This window comes from Bacteroidota bacterium (assembly GCA_016195025.1).
Lineage (GTDB): Bacteria > Bacteroidota > Bacteroidia > Palsa-948 > Palsa-948 > Palsa-948.
Genome location: JACQAL010000022.1, coordinates 48,218 through 64,081 on the forward strand (window position 1 = coordinate 48,218; position 15,864 = coordinate 64,081).

Below are 15,864 nucleotides of genomic sequence, written 5' to 3' on the forward strand. Positions count from 1 at the left end.
TATCTTATTTAAATGAAATGATTCGGTTTGATAAATTTTCTCTTGCAAATGGGCTCCGTGTTATTCATCACGAAGACAAGTCCACTCCGCTTGTCTGTGTAAATATTTTATACGATGTAGGAGCGCGCGATGAAGATTCGGCACGCACCGGCTTCGCTCATTTATTCGAGCATTTGATGTTTGGCGGAAGCATGAACATTCCCAATTACGATGAGCCGCTGCAAAGAGTAGGAGGAGAGAACAATGCGTTTACTTCGAATGATATTACGAATTATTATCTCACGGTTCCTTCCGCGAATCTCGAAACTGCTTTTTGGTTGGAGAGCGACAGAATGTTGTCGCTTGCGTTTTCTGAAAAAAGTTTAGAAGTGCAGCGCAATGTTGTCATCGAAGAATTCAAGCAGCGTTATTTGAATCAACCATATGGTGACATCTGGCTTTTGCTTCGCCCGATGGTTTATAAAGTGCATCCGTATTTATGGGATACCATCGGAAAAGAAATTTCTCACATTGCGGAAGCAAAGATGGACGATGTACGCGCGTTCTTCAAAAAATTTTATTGCCCGAACAATGCAATCATGGTGGTGAGCGGAAACACTTCGCTCGATGAAGCGAAACGGCTTTCCGAAAAATGGTTTGGTTCCATTCCGAAATGTCCGGATAACAAACGCAATCTTTCTGCAGAACCCGAACAAAAAGAAGTGCGCTCGCTCACCGTTGAACGAGATGTTCCTGTGAATGCTATATATAAGGTATATCACCAGTGCTCGCGCAAGGACAAAGAATATTACACGGTGGATTTGCTCTCGGATATTTTGTCAGACGGAAGTTCTTCGCGCTTGTATAACGAACTGGTGAAAAATAAAAAAATGTTTTCCGAACTTACAGCTTATACCGATGATAGCTTTGACAAGGGAATGTTTGTTGTTTCCGGAAAGCCGGCAAAAGGTGTTGCGATACAAGACGCGGAAAAGGCAATTGAAATGGAACTCGAAAAAATAAAAAATGAACTGGTTGAAGAAAAAGAATTAAAAAAAGTTCAGAATAAAATTGAAGCCACACTCGAGTTTTCAGAAATAAATATCATGAACAAAGCGCTGAATCTTGCCATATCCGAATTATTCGGGGATGCTGATTTGGCAAATCACGAGGCGGAAAAATATCTTTCCGTTACACCTGAGCAGATAAAAGAGCAGGCAAATAAAATTTTTAAAAAAGAGAATTGCTCAACACTGTATTACCTGGCGAAAAACTAAAATAGAGATTTACAAAATCAGCATCGCATCGCCATAGGTAAAAAACTTATATTTATCCTTGATGGCTTCCTTGTACGCTTTCATCATCAAATCATAGCCGCCAAAAGCGCATACCATAATGAGGAGCGATGATTCAGGCGTGTGAAAATTTGTAATCATGCAATCTGCAATGCGAAAATCGTAAGGAGGAAAAATAAATTTATTCGTCCATCCCTTGAATGGCTTCAGGCGGTTTGTAGTAGAAACAGAAGTTTCAACAGCACGCATCGCAGTTGTACCCACCACACAAACTTTTTTCGCGGTGTTCTTCACTTTGTTCACTTCATCAACGCACGGCTGAGGAATTTCCATTTCCTCCGAATCCATTTTATGCTTGGTCAAATCTTCCACTTCAATCGGGCGAAAAGTTCCGAGGCCAACATGAAGCGTAAGTTCTCCAAAATGTATTCCGCGAATCTGAAGTTTCCGAACTAACTCGCGGCTGAAATGCAATCCTGCAGTTGGCGCTGCAACTGCTCCTTCAATTTTTGCAAACACCGTCTGATAACGCTCGGCATCGAGCGGTTCAGGTTTGCGCTTGATGTATTTCGGAAGCGGAGTTTGCCCGAGATTGGTGAGCAGCGTTTTGAATTCGTCATACGGACCGTCAAAAAGAAAACGCAACGTCCTTCCGCGCGAAGTGGTGTTGTCAATTACTTCTGCAACGAGCGAATTTCCATTGCTCTCAAAATATAATTTATTTCCGATACGGATTTTCCGTGCAGGGTCAACGAGCACATCCCACAAACGGCTTTCGCGGTTGAGTTCGCGCAGCAAAAAAACCTCAATGCGTGCACCGGTTTTTTCTTTGTTGCCGTACATGCGCGCGGGAAAAACCTGCGTGTTGTTCACCACCATCACATCGCCCGGTTCAAAATAATTTATAAGGTCTTTGAATTTTTTATGCTCAATGCGTTTCGTCTGGCGATGCACCACCATAAGGCGCGCATCTTCGCGATTCTTTGCGGGATATTCAGCGAGTAAATCTTTAGGCAGGTTGAATTTGAACTGTGATAATTTCATAAAGCAAGTACAAGTATTATGTAGTTAGTATTATGTACAATGAAAAAAGTAGTTGGTAGTTTTCTTAATACTTAATACTCGCTACTTAATACTTTCCTTTTTTTCAAAAAGGGCGCGAATGTACACTTCCAAAGAGGGCTTGTCAAGGGTTTTTGAAAATTTATTTTGGGCGTTTCCTTCGCAAAGCCTCAGGTCGCGCTTTCCGTTTCAATCTTTTCACGAAGCGTGAAAAGGATTTCCACTGCAATCACTAACGCAAACAGCCATATATTTTTTTCAAAGTTAAATTCCCTAGGGATGAAATAGTGACAAAATTTAGGAATGGAAATAAACTCCGCAGGATGAAATAAAATGCTATTTCTTTTTCTTCGCTGATTTTTTTTTCTTGACAGAAACTTTTTTCACTGGCTTATTTTCCACCTTCGCCATTTTCTTTCTTTCCTTCGCGCGCTCTTTCATTTTTTTCATAGCGGTTCGTATGGGAATCCTTTTCTTGGGCGCAACGGGCTGAACGGCTTCGAGCCAATCTTTGAGGTCGCGGGCGTCTTTCAATTTGTATTTTCCGATTCGTGTTCTGCATAGCGAAGCAAGCACCGCACCGCAACCAAGTTGTCTTCCGAAATCATGCGCGAGCGAACGGATGTAGGTTCCTTTTCCGCACTCCACTTTGAATTCAATCATCGGCAGCAGCACGCTCACAATTTCAAACTTGGAAATATTCACGAGAACAGGTTTTACATCTGCCTGTCCGCCATTACGCGCGATGTTGTAAGCGCGTTCGCCCATAATTTTTTTAGCAGAGAAAGGCGGAGGATATTGCCAAACGTTTCCGACAAATTTTTTTGCGGTTTCATTTATGAGTTGCGGAGTAACATGCGTAATCGGATAACGTTCCGTAACCGGAGTTTCAAAATCATACGAAGGAGTGGTTGCGCCCAGCATCATGGTGCCTGTGTATTCTTTTTCCATTCCCTGGAACTGGTCAATCTTTTTAGTGTTTTTTCCTATACATATAATAAGAAGTCCGCTGGCGAGCGGGTCGAGCGAACCTGCGTGGCCGATTTTTACAAACGGAATCTGAAAATTGTGGCGCACATCGCTGCGCATTTTATTTACCACGTCAAACGAAGTCCATGTTTTTGGTTTGTTCACCAAAATAGTTTGCCCGTTGTAGAAATCGTCTTGAGTGATTTTGCTCATGCGGAAAGATTAATGCCCAAATATAAACTTAAACTTAAAAAGAGGATTCCAAGAATGATGCGATAATATCCAAAATGTTTGAACCCATATTTCTGAACGAAGGAAATAAATCCTTTCACTGCAATCACTGCGAATATAAAAGCCACAATTCCTCCTATGAGAAGAAGTTTAATGTTATCCGAATGAATCATGTCTTTCGATTCCCATAAATCTTTTCCGGAAGCCGCAAGCATGGTGGGAATAGCGAGGAGAAAAGAAAATTCTGTGGCAAGTTTTCGGTCGAAGCCGGCAAAAATTCCTCCGAAGATACTTGCCGCTGCGCGCGAAACTCCGGGAATCATTGAGAGGCATTGAAACAATCCAATCTTCACTGCGCCACTATAAGAAATATCTTCCGGTTTTTCGAAAGAAGATTTTTTTTCTTCCGTCCATTTATCCAGCAGAATTAAAATCACTCCGCCAACAATCAGCGCAATGCTCACCACAAACGGATTGAACAAATATGCTTTGATGGTTTTATAAGCGAGAACTCCGATAATTCCCGTTGGAATAAATGCCGCGATAAGTTTGAGATAAATATTTATGCTCACGAAAAATCTTTTTATATAAAGCACCGCCACTGCCATGATGGCTCCGAGTTGAATTACAATTTCAAAGGTCTTGGCGAATTCAGCATCTTGAATTTTCATTACAGCCGAAGCAAGAATCATGTGCCCGGTTGATGAAACGGGAAGAAATTCTGTAATGCCTTCAATGATTGCAAGAATAATTGCATGGAAGGTTGTCATATTATTCCTTCGGCTTCTTGATGATGGCGAGAAGCACCACCACATAGCCACCGATAATCACAATGGGCGCGAGCGTTAATCTGCGGAAAGAAAAAATTTCGTCAGACATTTTATTCGGGTCATCCGAGGCACCGCCAATCATCAGCAGCATTCCGATGGCAACCACCGCGATTCCAATCAGCATGAGTTTATAATTTTCTTTTCCGAAAACAAAACTTGCTTCTTTCTGCTGGGCAGAAACTGTTTTAGTTTGTGCAGTTGATTTTTGTTTTACTTTTGCCATTGCCATTATTTTTCACGAATGTACAAATATTGTATATATGGAATGTTGGAATATTGGAAGAATGGAAGATTGCAAACAGCCAACCATCCAATATTCCATTCTTCCATCTTTCCATTAGTAATAAAGTTCTTCCGAACTCAGGCGAAGATATTTTCTCACAGATAAAAAAGTGGAAACACCGGAAATAAAAATTCCAAGAATAAAAATAACTCCGAAAAGAAAAATCATTAACCGCATGTCGGTGACTTGTTCGAGGTCGGGAATTTTTTTTACGGCAGTAAAAATAATTCCCCAGAGCATGAGATTGGCTATGATTCCCGAAATCATTCCGTGCTTGATTCCATTCACGAGAAATGGCTTGCGAATAAAATTTCCTGTAGCACCAACCAACTGCATTGTTTTAATCAGAAATCTTTTTGAATAAATCGCAAGACGAATGGTGTTGTTGATAAGCGCAAGCGCGATAACAAGAAGAAGCGTAATAAAAATCAAAAGCACTAATGCAATTCGGTTTACATTTTTATTTACGAGATTCACCAGCGATTCCTGGTAATTAAATTCTTTCACGCTGCTGAAATCCGTAATTTGTTTTTGAATCCACGCGATGCTGTCGCGGTTTGCGTAATCGGCTTTCAGTTGCACTTCCATGCTTGCTGGCAGCGGATTATATCCGATGAACTTCACAAAATCTTCTCCCACATCTTTTTTATAAAGCAATGCCGCGGAATCTTTGGAGAGATACACGCTTGATTTCACATAACTGCACGCATTCAGAAAATTATGTAAGCGTTCTGTCTCATCATCTGTTGCTTTGTCTTTGAGGTAAACATGAAAACTGATATTTTCTTTCAAGTGCTCAGATATTTTTTTCGCACTGATGAGAAAAACTCCGAGCAATCCCAGCAAAAATAAAACCAGCGAAACACTTATCACGGTTGTGATGGATGATGTAGAAATTCTTTTTTTTGATTTTTCCTCAGACATTTTACGAAATTAAAAATTAAAAATTAAAAATTGAAAATTGAAACGCGGAGTTATTAGAATAGGAATGTTAATTGCATTTTCCAATTAACGAATAACCATTAACTATTAACTTCGCAGCCCATGGCGTATCCTTTTCAGGAAATAGAAAAAAAATGGCAAAAGTATTGGGCGGAAAAGAAAACTTTTCGCGCGGAAAATAAATCCGGCAAAGAAAAATATTATGCACTTGATATGTTTCCCTATCCTTCGGGCGCGGGCTTGCATGTGGGACATCCGCTCGGGTATATCGCGAGTGATATTGTTTCTCGCTACAAGCGTTTGAAAGGTTTTAATGTGCTTCACCCGATGGGTTATGATTCGTTCGGTTTGCCAGCAGAACAGTACGCGATTCAAACGGGACAGCATCCTGCCATCACTACAGAAAATAATATCGCGCGTTACCGCGAGCAGATGGATAAAATTGGTTTCTCGTTTGACTGGGAAAGAGAAGTGAGAACCTCCGATCCGAATTATTATAAATGGACTCAGTGGATTTTTCTCAAGCTGTTCAACTCTTGGTATAATCCCGAAACAAATAAAGCGGAACCGATTGAAACGCTGATTCCAAAACTGAAAAATTATTCTTCGCTTTCAGAAAAAGAAAAATCTGATTTGATGATGAACTATCGCCTCGCTTACCTCAGTGAGGCGTGGGTGAATTGGTGTCCGCAACTCGGAACTGTTTTGGCAAACGAAGAAGTGAAAGACGGTGTGAGCGAACGCGGTGGTTATCCTGTAGAAAGAAAACTTATGCCGCAATGGAGTTTGAGAATCACAGCGTACGCTGAAAGATTACTAAACGACCTTGAGAAAATAGATTGGAGTGAATCAATAAAAGAGTCGCAGAGAAATTGGATTGGAAAATCGGAAGGAAGTAGTTTGAAGTTTCAGGTTTCAGGTTTCAAGTTTCAGATTGAGGTTTTCACAACTCGCCCTGACACAATTTTCGGAGTAACATTTTTAACGCTTGCTCCTGAAAGCGATTTGGTTCCCCAACTTACAACTCCTGAACAAAAACAAAAAGTGGAAGTGTATGTTCACTATGCGAAGAACCGTTCTGAAAGAGAAAGGCAAACAGAAGTGAAAAAAGTTACCGGAGAATTTACCGGCTCGTATTGCATTCATCCGTTCACAGGAGAAAAACTTCCCATCTGGATTGGAGAATATGTTTTGGCTGGCTACGGAACCGGAGCAGTGATGGGCGTTCCCGCGCACGATACGCGCGATTTTGCTTTCGCAAAACATTTTGGACTGGAGATAAAAAAAGTAATTGCTCCGAATGATAAATCGCTGCAGAAGGAAGAATGTTTTGATACGTATGATGGCTACGCAATCAATTCTGATTTCATAAATGGTTTGCAGGTAAAAGATGCTATCAAAAAAATAATTTCTGAAATTGAAAAAAGAAATTTAGGAAAAGGAAAAACGCAGTACCGCTTGCGCGATGCAATTTTCGGAAGGCAGCGTTACTGGGGCGAGCCCATTCCCATCTATTATAAGGAAGGAATTCCCTGCTCGGTGGATGAAAAAGATTTGCCGGTTATTCTTCCTGAAGTGGATAAATATCTTCCAACAGAAACAGGAGAGCCACCACTCGCACGCGCGAAGAATTGGAAATACAAAAACTCTTTCGAGTTTGAAAAAACCACCATGCCCGGCTGGGCGGGAAGCAGTTGGTATTATTTGCGCTATATGGATTCGCAAAATAAAAATGAGTTTGCGAGTAGGGACGCACTGAATTACTGGCGCGATGTGGATTTATACATTGGCGGAAGCGAACACGCCACAGGACATTTGCTCTATGTACGCTTCTGGACAAAATTTTTATTTGATTTAGGTTTTTTGCCGATTGTTGAGCCGGCAAAGAAGTTGATTAATCAAGGAATGATTTTAGGGAGAAGCAATTTTGTCTATAGAATTAATTATACACTTGGCTCAATAAATGCTTATGATGATACATTGAAAGAAGTTGAAGCCTGGAAAAAAGCAGAAGATCAATTGCCTTTTATTTATGTTACTAAATCATATTTTGAAAGATATTTAAGTGGTCTTTATACAAAAAAGAAAATAGTAGATGACATTAATAATGTGCTTAGGCGAAAAAAAATTAATACAGAAAATTTTGTAGTTGATTTTAATAACCAAAACAAATTAATTGATTCATGGCGCACAGATATAAATGCAGTCAATAATGATGAATTAGATTTGGATAAGTTTATAATTGGTGTAGAAAAAGAAGCTGAATTTATACGTGAAGATGATGGGAAATATATTTGCGGTTTTGAAGTAGAGAAGATGTCAAAGTCTTTCAAAAATGTCGTCACTCCCGATTTTATCTGCAATGATTTTGGCGCTGACACTCTCCGCATGTACGAAATGTTTCTCGGTCCGCTGGAGATGAGCAAGCCATGGAACACAAACGGAATTTCCGGAGTGTTTAATTTTCTGAATCGTTTCTGGAGGTTATTTCATAAAGAGAATCCAACTAAAAATCCTGAAGAAAAAATTCAGAATCCGGAATTTTATTCTGTGAGCGATGACGAGCCGACCAAAGAAGAATTAAAAATTCTTCACAAGACAATTAAAAAAATTCAGGAGGATATTGAAAATTATTCTTTCAATACCGCAGTGAGCGCATTTATGATTTGCACCAATGAACTCACGGAACTAAAATGCAGCAAAAGAAAAATTCTTGAACCGCTGGTGATTTTACTTTTGCCCTTCGCTCCGCACATTGCAGAAGAACTTTGGAACAAGCTAGGACATAAAGAAAGTGTCACATTTGCTTCCTTTCCGCAGTACAACGATGCGCTCACCATAGATGATTCGTTTGCGTATCCTGTCTCCTTCAACGGGAAAATGCGTTTCAACATTGAACTTTCACTCAGTTTATCTCCTGCCGAAATTGAAAAAGAAGTGCTTGCATTAGAGCAGACAAAAAAATACCTAGAAGGAAAACAACCAAAAAAAATAATTGTTGTGCCTAAAAGAATCGTAAATATTGTGGTATAAAAGTTGTATCTTTCTTCCTATGAAATTTCCGGGTCAACTATTTTTGTTTTTTATTTTTTCATTTATGCTTTTTGGATTTGCATCCAATCAACTAATTACTCTACCGATATCTAACGGGATAACCGAAAAACCAATTTCCGATTCTGCGCAGCAAACAAAAAATTCTGTTCTTCGCTCGTGCAAGAATGAAGCGTTTAAGCGCGGAGAAAAATTAACGTACAGAATGCATTATGGTTTTATAAATGCAGGCGAAGCAGTGATACAGGTGCTCGATGACAACAAGCAGATTGGCGGGCGAAATACTTTTCACATGCTCGGGCTTGGCTACACAAACAGTTCGTTCGATTGGTTTTTTTATGTGCGCGACCGCTATGAATCGTATATTGATGAAGACGCAATGGTTCCCTGGCTTTTCATCAGGCGCGTGAATGAAGGCGGATATAAAATCGAACAGAACCACATTTACAATCATTATAAAAACAGTGTGGACAGCAACGGAAAAAAATTTGATGTGCCCGATGGAGTTCAGGATATGCTCTCGGCTTTTTTTTATGCGCGCACGATTGATTTTTCAAATGCAAAAGAGGGAGATATTTTTGAGTTCCCTTGTTTTGTCGATGACCAGGTATGGCCACTCAAAATGAAATATGCCGGAAAGGAAGTTATCAAATCGGATATCGGAAAAATCCGCTGCATAAAATTCCGGCCCGTTGTGCAGACGGGAAGGATTTTTAAAAAGGAAGAAGATATGACCGCGTATATTTCCGATGACAAAAACAGAATTCCCATTCGTGCCGAAGCAAAAATTCTTGTGGGTTTCATCAAAATGGATTTGACAGAATATTCCGGCATTGCCAATCCGCTTTCGCTCTGCGAAAAATAAATCCTCGAAAAGCGAAACAATACGAAAAATACAAAACATAAATTTCTTTTTATTATTCTTTCGTACTTTCGCGCAAATTCGTTTTTCGAAGATTTATGGAACTTACTCCTGAAATTATTGAACGCCTGAAAAAGCTGAACGAAAAGTACGAGGCGATGGGACAGAGCATGACCAATTATCTCGATGGTCTTCTCATTTCAAATTATCTTACTTACTGGGATTACACGCATGTGGACACTTTGCTCTCGCTACAAAATCCGAAAACAGATTTTCCCGATGAATTAATTTTTATCATCTATCACCAGATAACGGAATTGTATTTTAAACTTTCACTTCACGAGTTTGACCAGATTGCCAACAACGGAAAAAAAGTAATGCCGAACGGAGAAGATTTAGGATGGAATGAAAAACTGGATGTGAAATTTTTTATCGAAAGAGTTAATCGCATCAACAGATATTTTGAAGCGCTCACAAAATCATTTGACATCATGGTAGATGGAATGGAGCCGCAGCAATTTCTTTCCTATAGAATGACGCTCCTCCCCGCCAGCGGATTTCAAAGCGCGCAATACCGCATGATTGAAATTTGTTCTACAGATTTTATCCGGCTGGTAGATAAAGAAGTCAGAAAAAAATTTGAAAATAAAAATTCTTCTTTCGAAGAAATGTATGAACATATTTACTGGAAACAAGGCGCAACAGAACTTGCAACAGGAAAGAAAACCCTTACCCTGAAACAATTTGAGAAAAAGTATTCTAAAAAATTTATTTCTCTTGCAAAAGAATATCAAACTAAAAATATCTGGGCGAAGTATAAATCACTTTCTGCTAACGACCAGAAAAATGCGGACGTTATAAATGCACTTAAGAATTTAGATTTAAATGTAAATGTTTTCTGGCCGCTCATTCATTTGAAATCTGCCGTGCGGTATTTGCAGCAAGATGAAAAACACATTGCCGCTACAGGCGGAACCAACTGGCAGAAATATTTGCCTCCACGATTTCAGAAAAGAATTTTTTATCTCGAACTCTGGAGCGAAGAAGAAAAAAATGAATGGGGAAAGCCGGGGGTTCTTAATGCACTGAAAAAATAATTTTTAGAAATAATTTTTTATATATCGGTGTAATCTAATCAATCATGTGGTTTCGACTTCTTCAGTTACTCGCAAGTTCAGCCGTTGTAACTTTTATTGTTAGAAATTCCCGAAAAATTATTTTGCCCGGCTTTGAACATCTTCCGCTCTACGATGTATCGGGTTTTTTCTGGAATGCAATTACAAAGGGCGCTCTTCCTATGCGCGCTTCTGCAGTAGCATTCAGTTTTTTTCTGGCAATTTTTCCGAGTATTATTTTTGTCTTCACGGTTATTCCTTATATACCCATTGCAAATTTTCAAGACCAACTTCTCGATTTGCTTGCGAATGTAATGCCTACGAATGCCTATGAAGCCACGCGTGAAACGATTGAAGACATTGTTAAAAATCAGCGCGGAGGTTTGCTCTCGGTTGGGTTTGTGATGGCGCTTTATTTTTCCACGAACGGTTTCAGCGCGCTCATTACTGCTTTCAATGCTACGCATCACCAGATTGAAACACGCAATTGGATTCAGCAGCGAATAGTTTCTCTTTATCTTGTTATCATCTGCACTTTTTTAATGACGCTCGCCATAGCGCTGATTATCGGCAGCGAAATTGTTTTGAATAAAATTTTTCACCGCGGAGAATTTTTATTTCATCTTATACAAATCGGGCGGTGGCTTATTGTGTTCACACTTTTTTATTCGCTCATCTCGTTTACTTTTTATTTGGGGCCTTCAAGAAAATCCGGATGGAAATTTGCTTCTGCCGGTTCCATGCTCGCAACTATTTTATCCATCATTACTTCATTGGGTTTTACGTATTACATAAATCACTTTGGCAAATACAATAAACTTTACGGTTCCATCGGAACGCTCATAGTTGTTTTGCTTTGGATTTATTTTAACGCAATGGTGATTCTGATTGGATTTGATTTGAACGTAAGCATTCTCGAAGCCAAGCGAAATAAGAAATCATTAGAAGAAGCAATTCCCGAGTGAAAAATTTAGTAAGGTTTCTCAGCAGTTTTCTTTTTGCTCATTCCATTGAACAACGAAAAAGCAAAGTGAGCGGGAATCTCGAAGTGCTTTACGCGAATGGAAAATATGTTTTGGATTCTGCGCACGTAAATTATTCTTTCGGAGGATTGCATAAAGTTTTCCAAAAAGTGTTTGCTCAATTTGAAATTAACAAAAGAGAAATAAAAAAAGTTTTAATTCTTGGTTTCGGAACCGGAAGTGTAGCAAGCATTCTGCAGGAAGAATACAAAAAAGAAATTAAAATCACCGGAGTGGAAAATGATGAAGTGGTGATTGAACTCGCAGAAAAATATTTTTCTCTTAATAAGTACAAAAATTTAACCCTTCACCGTGAGGATGCATATGAGTTTGTTTTTCGGTGCAATCAAAGATTTGATTTGATAGTGATAGATATATTTATTGATTTAAATGTTCCTGAAAAATTTACAGAAGAAAAATTTATTTCTCAAACCGGAAATCTTCTCTCGGAAAAAGGAATTTTATTTTTCAATCTTGTCATTCACAATGAAAAAATACGGGATAAAGGTGCAAAACTTTTTAAGGATTTAAATTCTCTGGCAGGAAAAACCGAATGGTGCAGGATTTTTGCACAGCAAACTGAAAACTGGGTTTTCGTTTCACAGAAATAAAACAGCCCGACTCAAAATCGAATCAGGCATTTCTTATATTTATTGAAATGGTGTTATCCTTTTTTAGATTTTCCTTTGTCTTGATTTTTTGACATGGATTCCATAATGCTGTTACAGGCATCGATGCAACTTAACATGTGTTTCTGGCAATCGGATTTATAAGTTATGATGGCATTGCTCCATTCGCTGAGTTTGCTCTCCATCGTTGATTTTTTTTCATACCATTCGCCTAACGATTTTTGCGTTTCACTTTTGTCAATTCCGCCTTTCATAACTTTATCTTTCCAAGCGGCAAATTGCGTTTGCAGATTTTCAATTTCACTTTTCATTGTTTCCCAGTCCTTCCACATGCCTGCGTATTTTTCTTTGTCCGATTTGCATGCGGTATAAGCGGAAGAGCAGATCGTTTTGCATTTTTCATCCGACATTGCGCTTACTTCATTTTCCATTTTTCCGCAATGCTCTTCATCTTCCTTCATGCTTGTTTTCAAATCTGCCGACCATTCAGTAGCCTGTTTCGTGAATTCACTCCATGACGTTTCAAAATTGGCGATGTTCTTTTGGATTTCCTCACCGGGACCATTGCTGCAGGCCGTGAAACAAAACAGCCCGACTGTTCCCACCAGAATTAAGTTTGCTTTCATACACTGGAATTTAAATTTAATTAATGTTGATTTTTTAATCCCATAAATATAGAAAAGAATGAAAGCGGAAAAATTATTTTTTCACTCGAAGGAAAAAATTGTTTTGCACAAAATATCGGTGCATTCTTTCAGCTGCGCTTCGGTGATAATGAGCGGAGGCGCAAGGCGGATAATATTTCCATGCGTTGGTTTTGCGAGCAATCCGTTTTCCATCAATGCAATGCAAAGCTCCCACGCGGTTTTGTTTTTTCTCTCCCTGATTTCGATAGCGCAGAATAAACCTTTGCCGCGTATTGTTAATATCATGTCATCTCTTTCATTTTGAATTTTTTTCAATTCATCTAAAAGAATTTTTCCCAAGTGAAAAGAATTTTCATAGAGGTTTTCTTCTTCCAGAACTTTTATGGAAGTAATTGCTACTCTGCACGCAAGAGAATTTCCTCCGTAAGTGGAACCATGCTCGCCCGGTTTTATGCAAAGCATAATTTCATCATCAGCAAGAACTGCGGAAACCGGAATTGTTCCACCCGATAATGCTTTTCCCAGAATTAAAATATCGGGATGAACATTTTCATGGTCGCAGCATAAACGTTTTCCGGTTCTGCCAAGGCCTGTTTGAATTTCATCGGCAATGAAAAGTACATTTGCTTTTTTACAGAGGTCAAAACATTTTGCGAGATAACCATCATCAGGAATAAAAACTCCAAGCTCACCCTGTACGGGTTCAACTAAAAATCCTGCAACGTTTTTATCTTTCAGAGCATTTGCAAGCGCTTCAACATCATTATAAGGTATAACAACAATTCCCGGAGTGAACGGACCAAAATTATTTTTCGCATCCGGGTCGGTGGAAGCGGAAATAATAGAAATAGTTCTTCCGTGAAAATTTCCTTCGCAAACAATTATTTTTGCTTCGTTCGCAGCGATTCCCTTTTTTTCATATGCCCATTTGCGGCAAAGTTTCATTGCGGTTTCAACTCCTTCCGCGCCTGTATTGGCAGGAAGAACTTTATCGTAACCGAAATACTGCGTGATAAATTTTTCGTATTCGCCCAGCGAAGAATTATAAAAAGCGCGAGAAGTAAGCGTTAGTTTTTTTGCCTGTTCGGTTAACGCGGAAATAATTTTCGGATGACAGTGACCTTGATTAACGGCAGAGTAAGCAGAAAGAAAATCAAAATATTTCTTTCCGTCAATATCCCAAACAAAAACTCCTTCTCCTCTGTCAAGCACAACCGGAAGCGGATGATAGTTGTGAGCGCCATAGCGATTCTCTAACTCCATTAATTTTTCTGCGCGGAATTTTTCAGTCATTGTTTCCATTTTCCAAAATCGGATTGTCCACTGAAAGGCGGACTCCGTAATTTTTCGGAGCGAATATACAAAACTTATACTGCTAACTTTGCTGTGTGAAATCAAAACAAATTTTTCAGAGCGTAGAAATTTTTGACATCAGCACCGAAGGAAAAGGAATCGGTCGCGTAAATAATATTGTCTGCTTTATTGATTTTGCTGTGCCGGGAGATGTGGTGGATATTGAAATCACTAAGAAGAAAAGTAATTACCGCGAAGGAAAAATAATTCAGTATCAAAAATATTCTGAGAAAAGAGTTGAACCTACTTGCAAACATTTTGGAACTTGCGGAGGATGCAAATGGCAAAATCTGAATTATGAAACGCAATTATTTTTCAAGCAGAAATATGTGGAAGATGCAATGAATCGTCTTGCAAAAATTAAAACTTCTATCCTTCCAATCATTCCTTCAAAAAATATTTATAACTACCGCAATAAACTTGAATTTACTTTTTCCAATAAAAAATGGCTGACGAAAGATGAATTGAATTTAAAATTGTCTTCCGACTCAACTTCAGATTTGCTTTCTCATTCAGCGCTCGGGTTTCATATTCCAAAATTATTTGACAAAGTTTTGGATATTGAAAAATGTCATTTGCAGGAAGAACCATCGAATGCGATTCGACTTGAAGTAAAAAAGTATGCGCTCGAAAATAAATTAGAATTCTTTGATATTCGAAAACAAACCGGTTTTCTCCGCAACCTTATAATAAGAAACACTTCTATAAGCGAATGGATGGTGATTGTTGTATTTTTTTATGAAGATAAAATCGCGAGAGAAAAATTATTGAAACATATTCAGAAAAAATTTCCAGAGATAATTTCTTTGCAATATGTAATTAATTCCAAAAAGAATGATTCCATTTTTGATTTGGAAGTAAAAACTTTTTCGGGGAAAGATTTCATTGAGGAAGAAATGGAAGGATTAAAATTTCGAATCAGCCCTAAATCTTTTTTTCAAACAAACTCTTCGCAGGCATACGAACTTTATAAGGTGACGAGAGAATTTGCAGAACTAAAAGGAAATGAAATAGTTTATGATTTATATACGGGAACAGGAACGATTGCAAACTTTGTTGCGCGCAATGCAAAAAAAATAATCGGTATTGAATATATTTCGGAAGCGATTGATGACGCGAAAATAAATTCTCAAATCAACAATATTTCTAACACAGAGTTTTTTTCAAGAGATATAAAAGATATTTTGAATGATGATTTTATTTCTGTTCACCGAAAACCCGATGTAATCATTACTGACCCTCCGCGTGCCGGAATGCACGAAGATGTAACAAAATTTTTTTTAGAAATAAATCCTGAAAAAATAGTTTATGTAAGTTGCAATCCTGCAACTCAGGCAAGAGATATTTCCATTCTTGCGGAAAAATATTCTGTTGCAAAAGTTCAACCTGTGGATATGTTTCCCCATACCGCGCACGTTGAAAGTGTAGCTCAGCTTAGAACAAAATAATTCCGACATTATTTTTTCGTTGAGAAAAGTTTTACAAAGCAAATTTATTATCAATTTTAAAATTATTTTTAGTGCCGTTTTTCATAGGAGAAAATCTCCTTTGAAAAATCTGAAAAAGTTTTGTAAGAAAAAAATGTTTTCCTTTG

At 38.5% G+C, this 15,864-nt stretch carries 14 protein-coding genes; 7 read left to right on the forward strand and 7 right to left on the reverse strand.

Annotated elements, in window-relative coordinates:
• The first annotated feature begins 17 nt into the window (after positions 1-17).
• On the forward strand, positions 18-1,256 hold the full coding sequence (locus HY063_05075) for an insulinase family protein (protein ID MBI3501147.1): 1,239 nt from the start codon (positions 18-20) through the stop codon (positions 1,254-1,256).
• Between the two features lie 9 nt (positions 1,257-1,265).
• Here the strand turns inward: HY063_05075 and queA are convergent, their stop codons facing one another.
• The 5 genes from queA to HY063_05100 form a co-directional block, all read right to left on the reverse strand.
• Complete coding sequence (gene queA / locus HY063_05080; protein MBI3501148.1) at positions 1,266-2,318, reverse strand: tRNA preQ1(34) S-adenosylmethionine ribosyltransferase-isomerase QueA; 1,053 nt, start codon at positions 2,316-2,318, stop codon at positions 1,266-1,268.
• Positions 2,319-2,672: 354 nt separating this feature from the next.
• The gene (gene truB / locus HY063_05085) at positions 2,673-3,518 is read right to left on the reverse strand and encodes a tRNA pseudouridine(55) synthase TruB (GenBank protein ID MBI3501149.1); all 846 of its coding nucleotides are present in this window, start codon (positions 3,516-3,518) and stop codon (positions 2,673-2,675) included.
• On the reverse strand, positions 3,515-4,306 hold the full coding sequence (locus tag HY063_05090; protein MBI3501150.1) for an undecaprenyl-diphosphate phosphatase: 792 nt from the start codon (positions 4,304-4,306) through the stop codon (positions 3,515-3,517). Before HY063_05090 ends, truB begins: the two co-directional genes overlap by 4 nt.
• Position 4,307: 1 nt before the next feature.
• Complete coding sequence (locus tag HY063_05095; protein MBI3501151.1) at positions 4,308-4,589, reverse strand: DUF3098 domain-containing protein; 282 nt, start codon at positions 4,587-4,589, stop codon at positions 4,308-4,310.
• A 114-nt stretch (positions 4,590-4,703) separates the two neighbouring features.
• A complete protein-coding gene (locus HY063_05100; protein MBI3501152.1) occupies positions 4,704-5,573 on the reverse strand; it encodes a cell division protein FtsX in 870 nt (289 codons plus the stop codon).
• A 120-nt stretch (positions 5,574-5,693) separates the two neighbouring features.
• Here HY063_05100 and HY063_05105 point away from each other — a divergent pair, with 120 nt between their 5' ends.
• The 5 genes from HY063_05105 (at position 5,694) to HY063_05125 (ending at position 12,252) form a co-directional block, all read left to right on the forward strand.
• Positions 5,694-8,624 carry a leucine--tRNA ligase gene (locus tag HY063_05105; GenBank protein ID MBI3501153.1) on the forward strand — a complete coding sequence of 977 codons (2,931 nt, stop codon included), beginning with the start codon at positions 5,694-5,696 and terminating at the stop codon, positions 8,622-8,624.
• Between the two features lie 64 nt (positions 8,625-8,688).
• Positions 8,689-9,507, forward strand: a complete 819-nt coding sequence (locus HY063_05110) for a DUF3108 domain-containing protein (protein MBI3501154.1) — start codon at positions 8,689-8,691, stop codon at positions 9,505-9,507.
• Between the two features lie 95 nt (positions 9,508-9,602).
• Complete coding sequence (locus HY063_05115; protein MBI3501155.1) at positions 9,603-10,601, forward strand: tryptophan 2,3-dioxygenase; 999 nt, start codon at positions 9,603-9,605, stop codon at positions 10,599-10,601.
• Between the two features lie 44 nt (positions 10,602-10,645).
• Positions 10,646-11,584, forward strand: coding sequence for a YihY/virulence factor BrkB family protein (locus tag HY063_05120; GenBank protein MBI3501156.1), 939 nt, complete (start codon positions 10,646-10,648; stop codon positions 11,582-11,584).
• Positions 11,581-12,252: a fused MFS/spermidine synthase gene (locus HY063_05125; protein MBI3501157.1), complete on the forward strand. Its 672-nt coding sequence runs from the start codon at positions 11,581-11,583 to the stop codon at positions 12,250-12,252. The genes HY063_05120 and HY063_05125 overlap by 4 nt, the downstream gene beginning before the upstream one ends.
• A gap of 53 nt (positions 12,253-12,305) precedes the next feature.
• Here the strand turns inward: HY063_05125 and HY063_05130 are convergent, their stop codons facing one another.
• The gene (locus HY063_05130) at positions 12,306-12,896 is read right to left on the reverse strand and encodes a hypothetical protein (protein ID MBI3501158.1); all 591 of its coding nucleotides are present in this window, start codon (positions 12,894-12,896) and stop codon (positions 12,306-12,308) included.
• 81 nt (positions 12,897-12,977) lie between these two features.
• Positions 12,978-14,210 (reverse strand): ornithine--oxo-acid transaminase, encoded by a 1,233-nt coding sequence (gene rocD, locus HY063_05135; GenBank protein ID MBI3501159.1) that lies wholly within the window; start codon positions 14,208-14,210, stop codon positions 12,978-12,980.
• A 110-nt stretch (positions 14,211-14,320) separates the two neighbouring features.
• Between rocD and rlmD the strand changes: the two genes are divergently transcribed.
• Positions 14,321-15,718, forward strand: a complete 1,398-nt coding sequence (rlmD, locus tag HY063_05140; GenBank protein MBI3501160.1) for a 23S rRNA (uracil(1939)-C(5))-methyltransferase RlmD — start codon at positions 14,321-14,323, stop codon at positions 15,716-15,718.
• Positions 15,719-15,864 lie beyond the last annotated feature (146 nt).

Bases quoted from the DNA above. Each gene is read 5' to 3' on its own strand.
- HY063_05090 (MBI3501150.1), bottom strand. From the start codon at position 4,306: ATGACAACCTTCCATGCAATTATTCTTGCAATCATTGAAGGCATTACA.
- HY063_05115 (MBI3501155.1), top strand. From the start codon at position 9,603: ATGGAACTTACTCCTGAAATTATTGAACGCCTGAAAAAGCTGAACGAA.
- HY063_05095 (MBI3501151.1), bottom strand. From the start codon at position 4,589: ATGGCAAAAGTAAAACAAAAATCAACTGCACAAACTAAAACAGTTTCT.
- HY063_05105 (MBI3501153.1), top strand. From the start codon at position 5,694: ATGGCGTATCCTTTTCAGGAAATAGAAAAAAAATGGCAAAAGTATTGG.
- HY063_05100 (MBI3501152.1), bottom strand. From the start codon at position 5,573: ATGTCTGAGGAAAAATCAAAAAAAAGAATTTCTACATCATCCATCACA.
- queA (MBI3501148.1), bottom strand. From the start codon at position 2,318: ATGAAATTATCACAGTTCAAATTCAACCTGCCTAAAGATTTACTCGCT.
- HY063_05120 (MBI3501156.1), top strand. From the start codon at position 10,646: ATGTGGTTTCGACTTCTTCAGTTACTCGCAAGTTCAGCCGTTGTAACT.
- rocD (MBI3501159.1), bottom strand. From the start codon at position 14,210: ATGACTGAAAAATTCCGCGCAGAAAAATTAATGGAGTTAGAGAATCGC.
- HY063_05110 (MBI3501154.1), top strand. From the start codon at position 8,689: ATGCTTTTTGGATTTGCATCCAATCAACTAATTACTCTACCGATATCT.
- HY063_05130 (MBI3501158.1), bottom strand. From the start codon at position 12,896: ATGAAAGCAAACTTAATTCTGGTGGGAACAGTCGGGCTGTTTTGTTTC.
- HY063_05075 (MBI3501147.1), top strand. From the start codon at position 18: ATGATTCGGTTTGATAAATTTTCTCTTGCAAATGGGCTCCGTGTTATT.
- truB (MBI3501149.1), bottom strand. From the start codon at position 3,518: ATGAGCAAAATCACTCAAGACGATTTCTACAACGGGCAAACTATTTTG.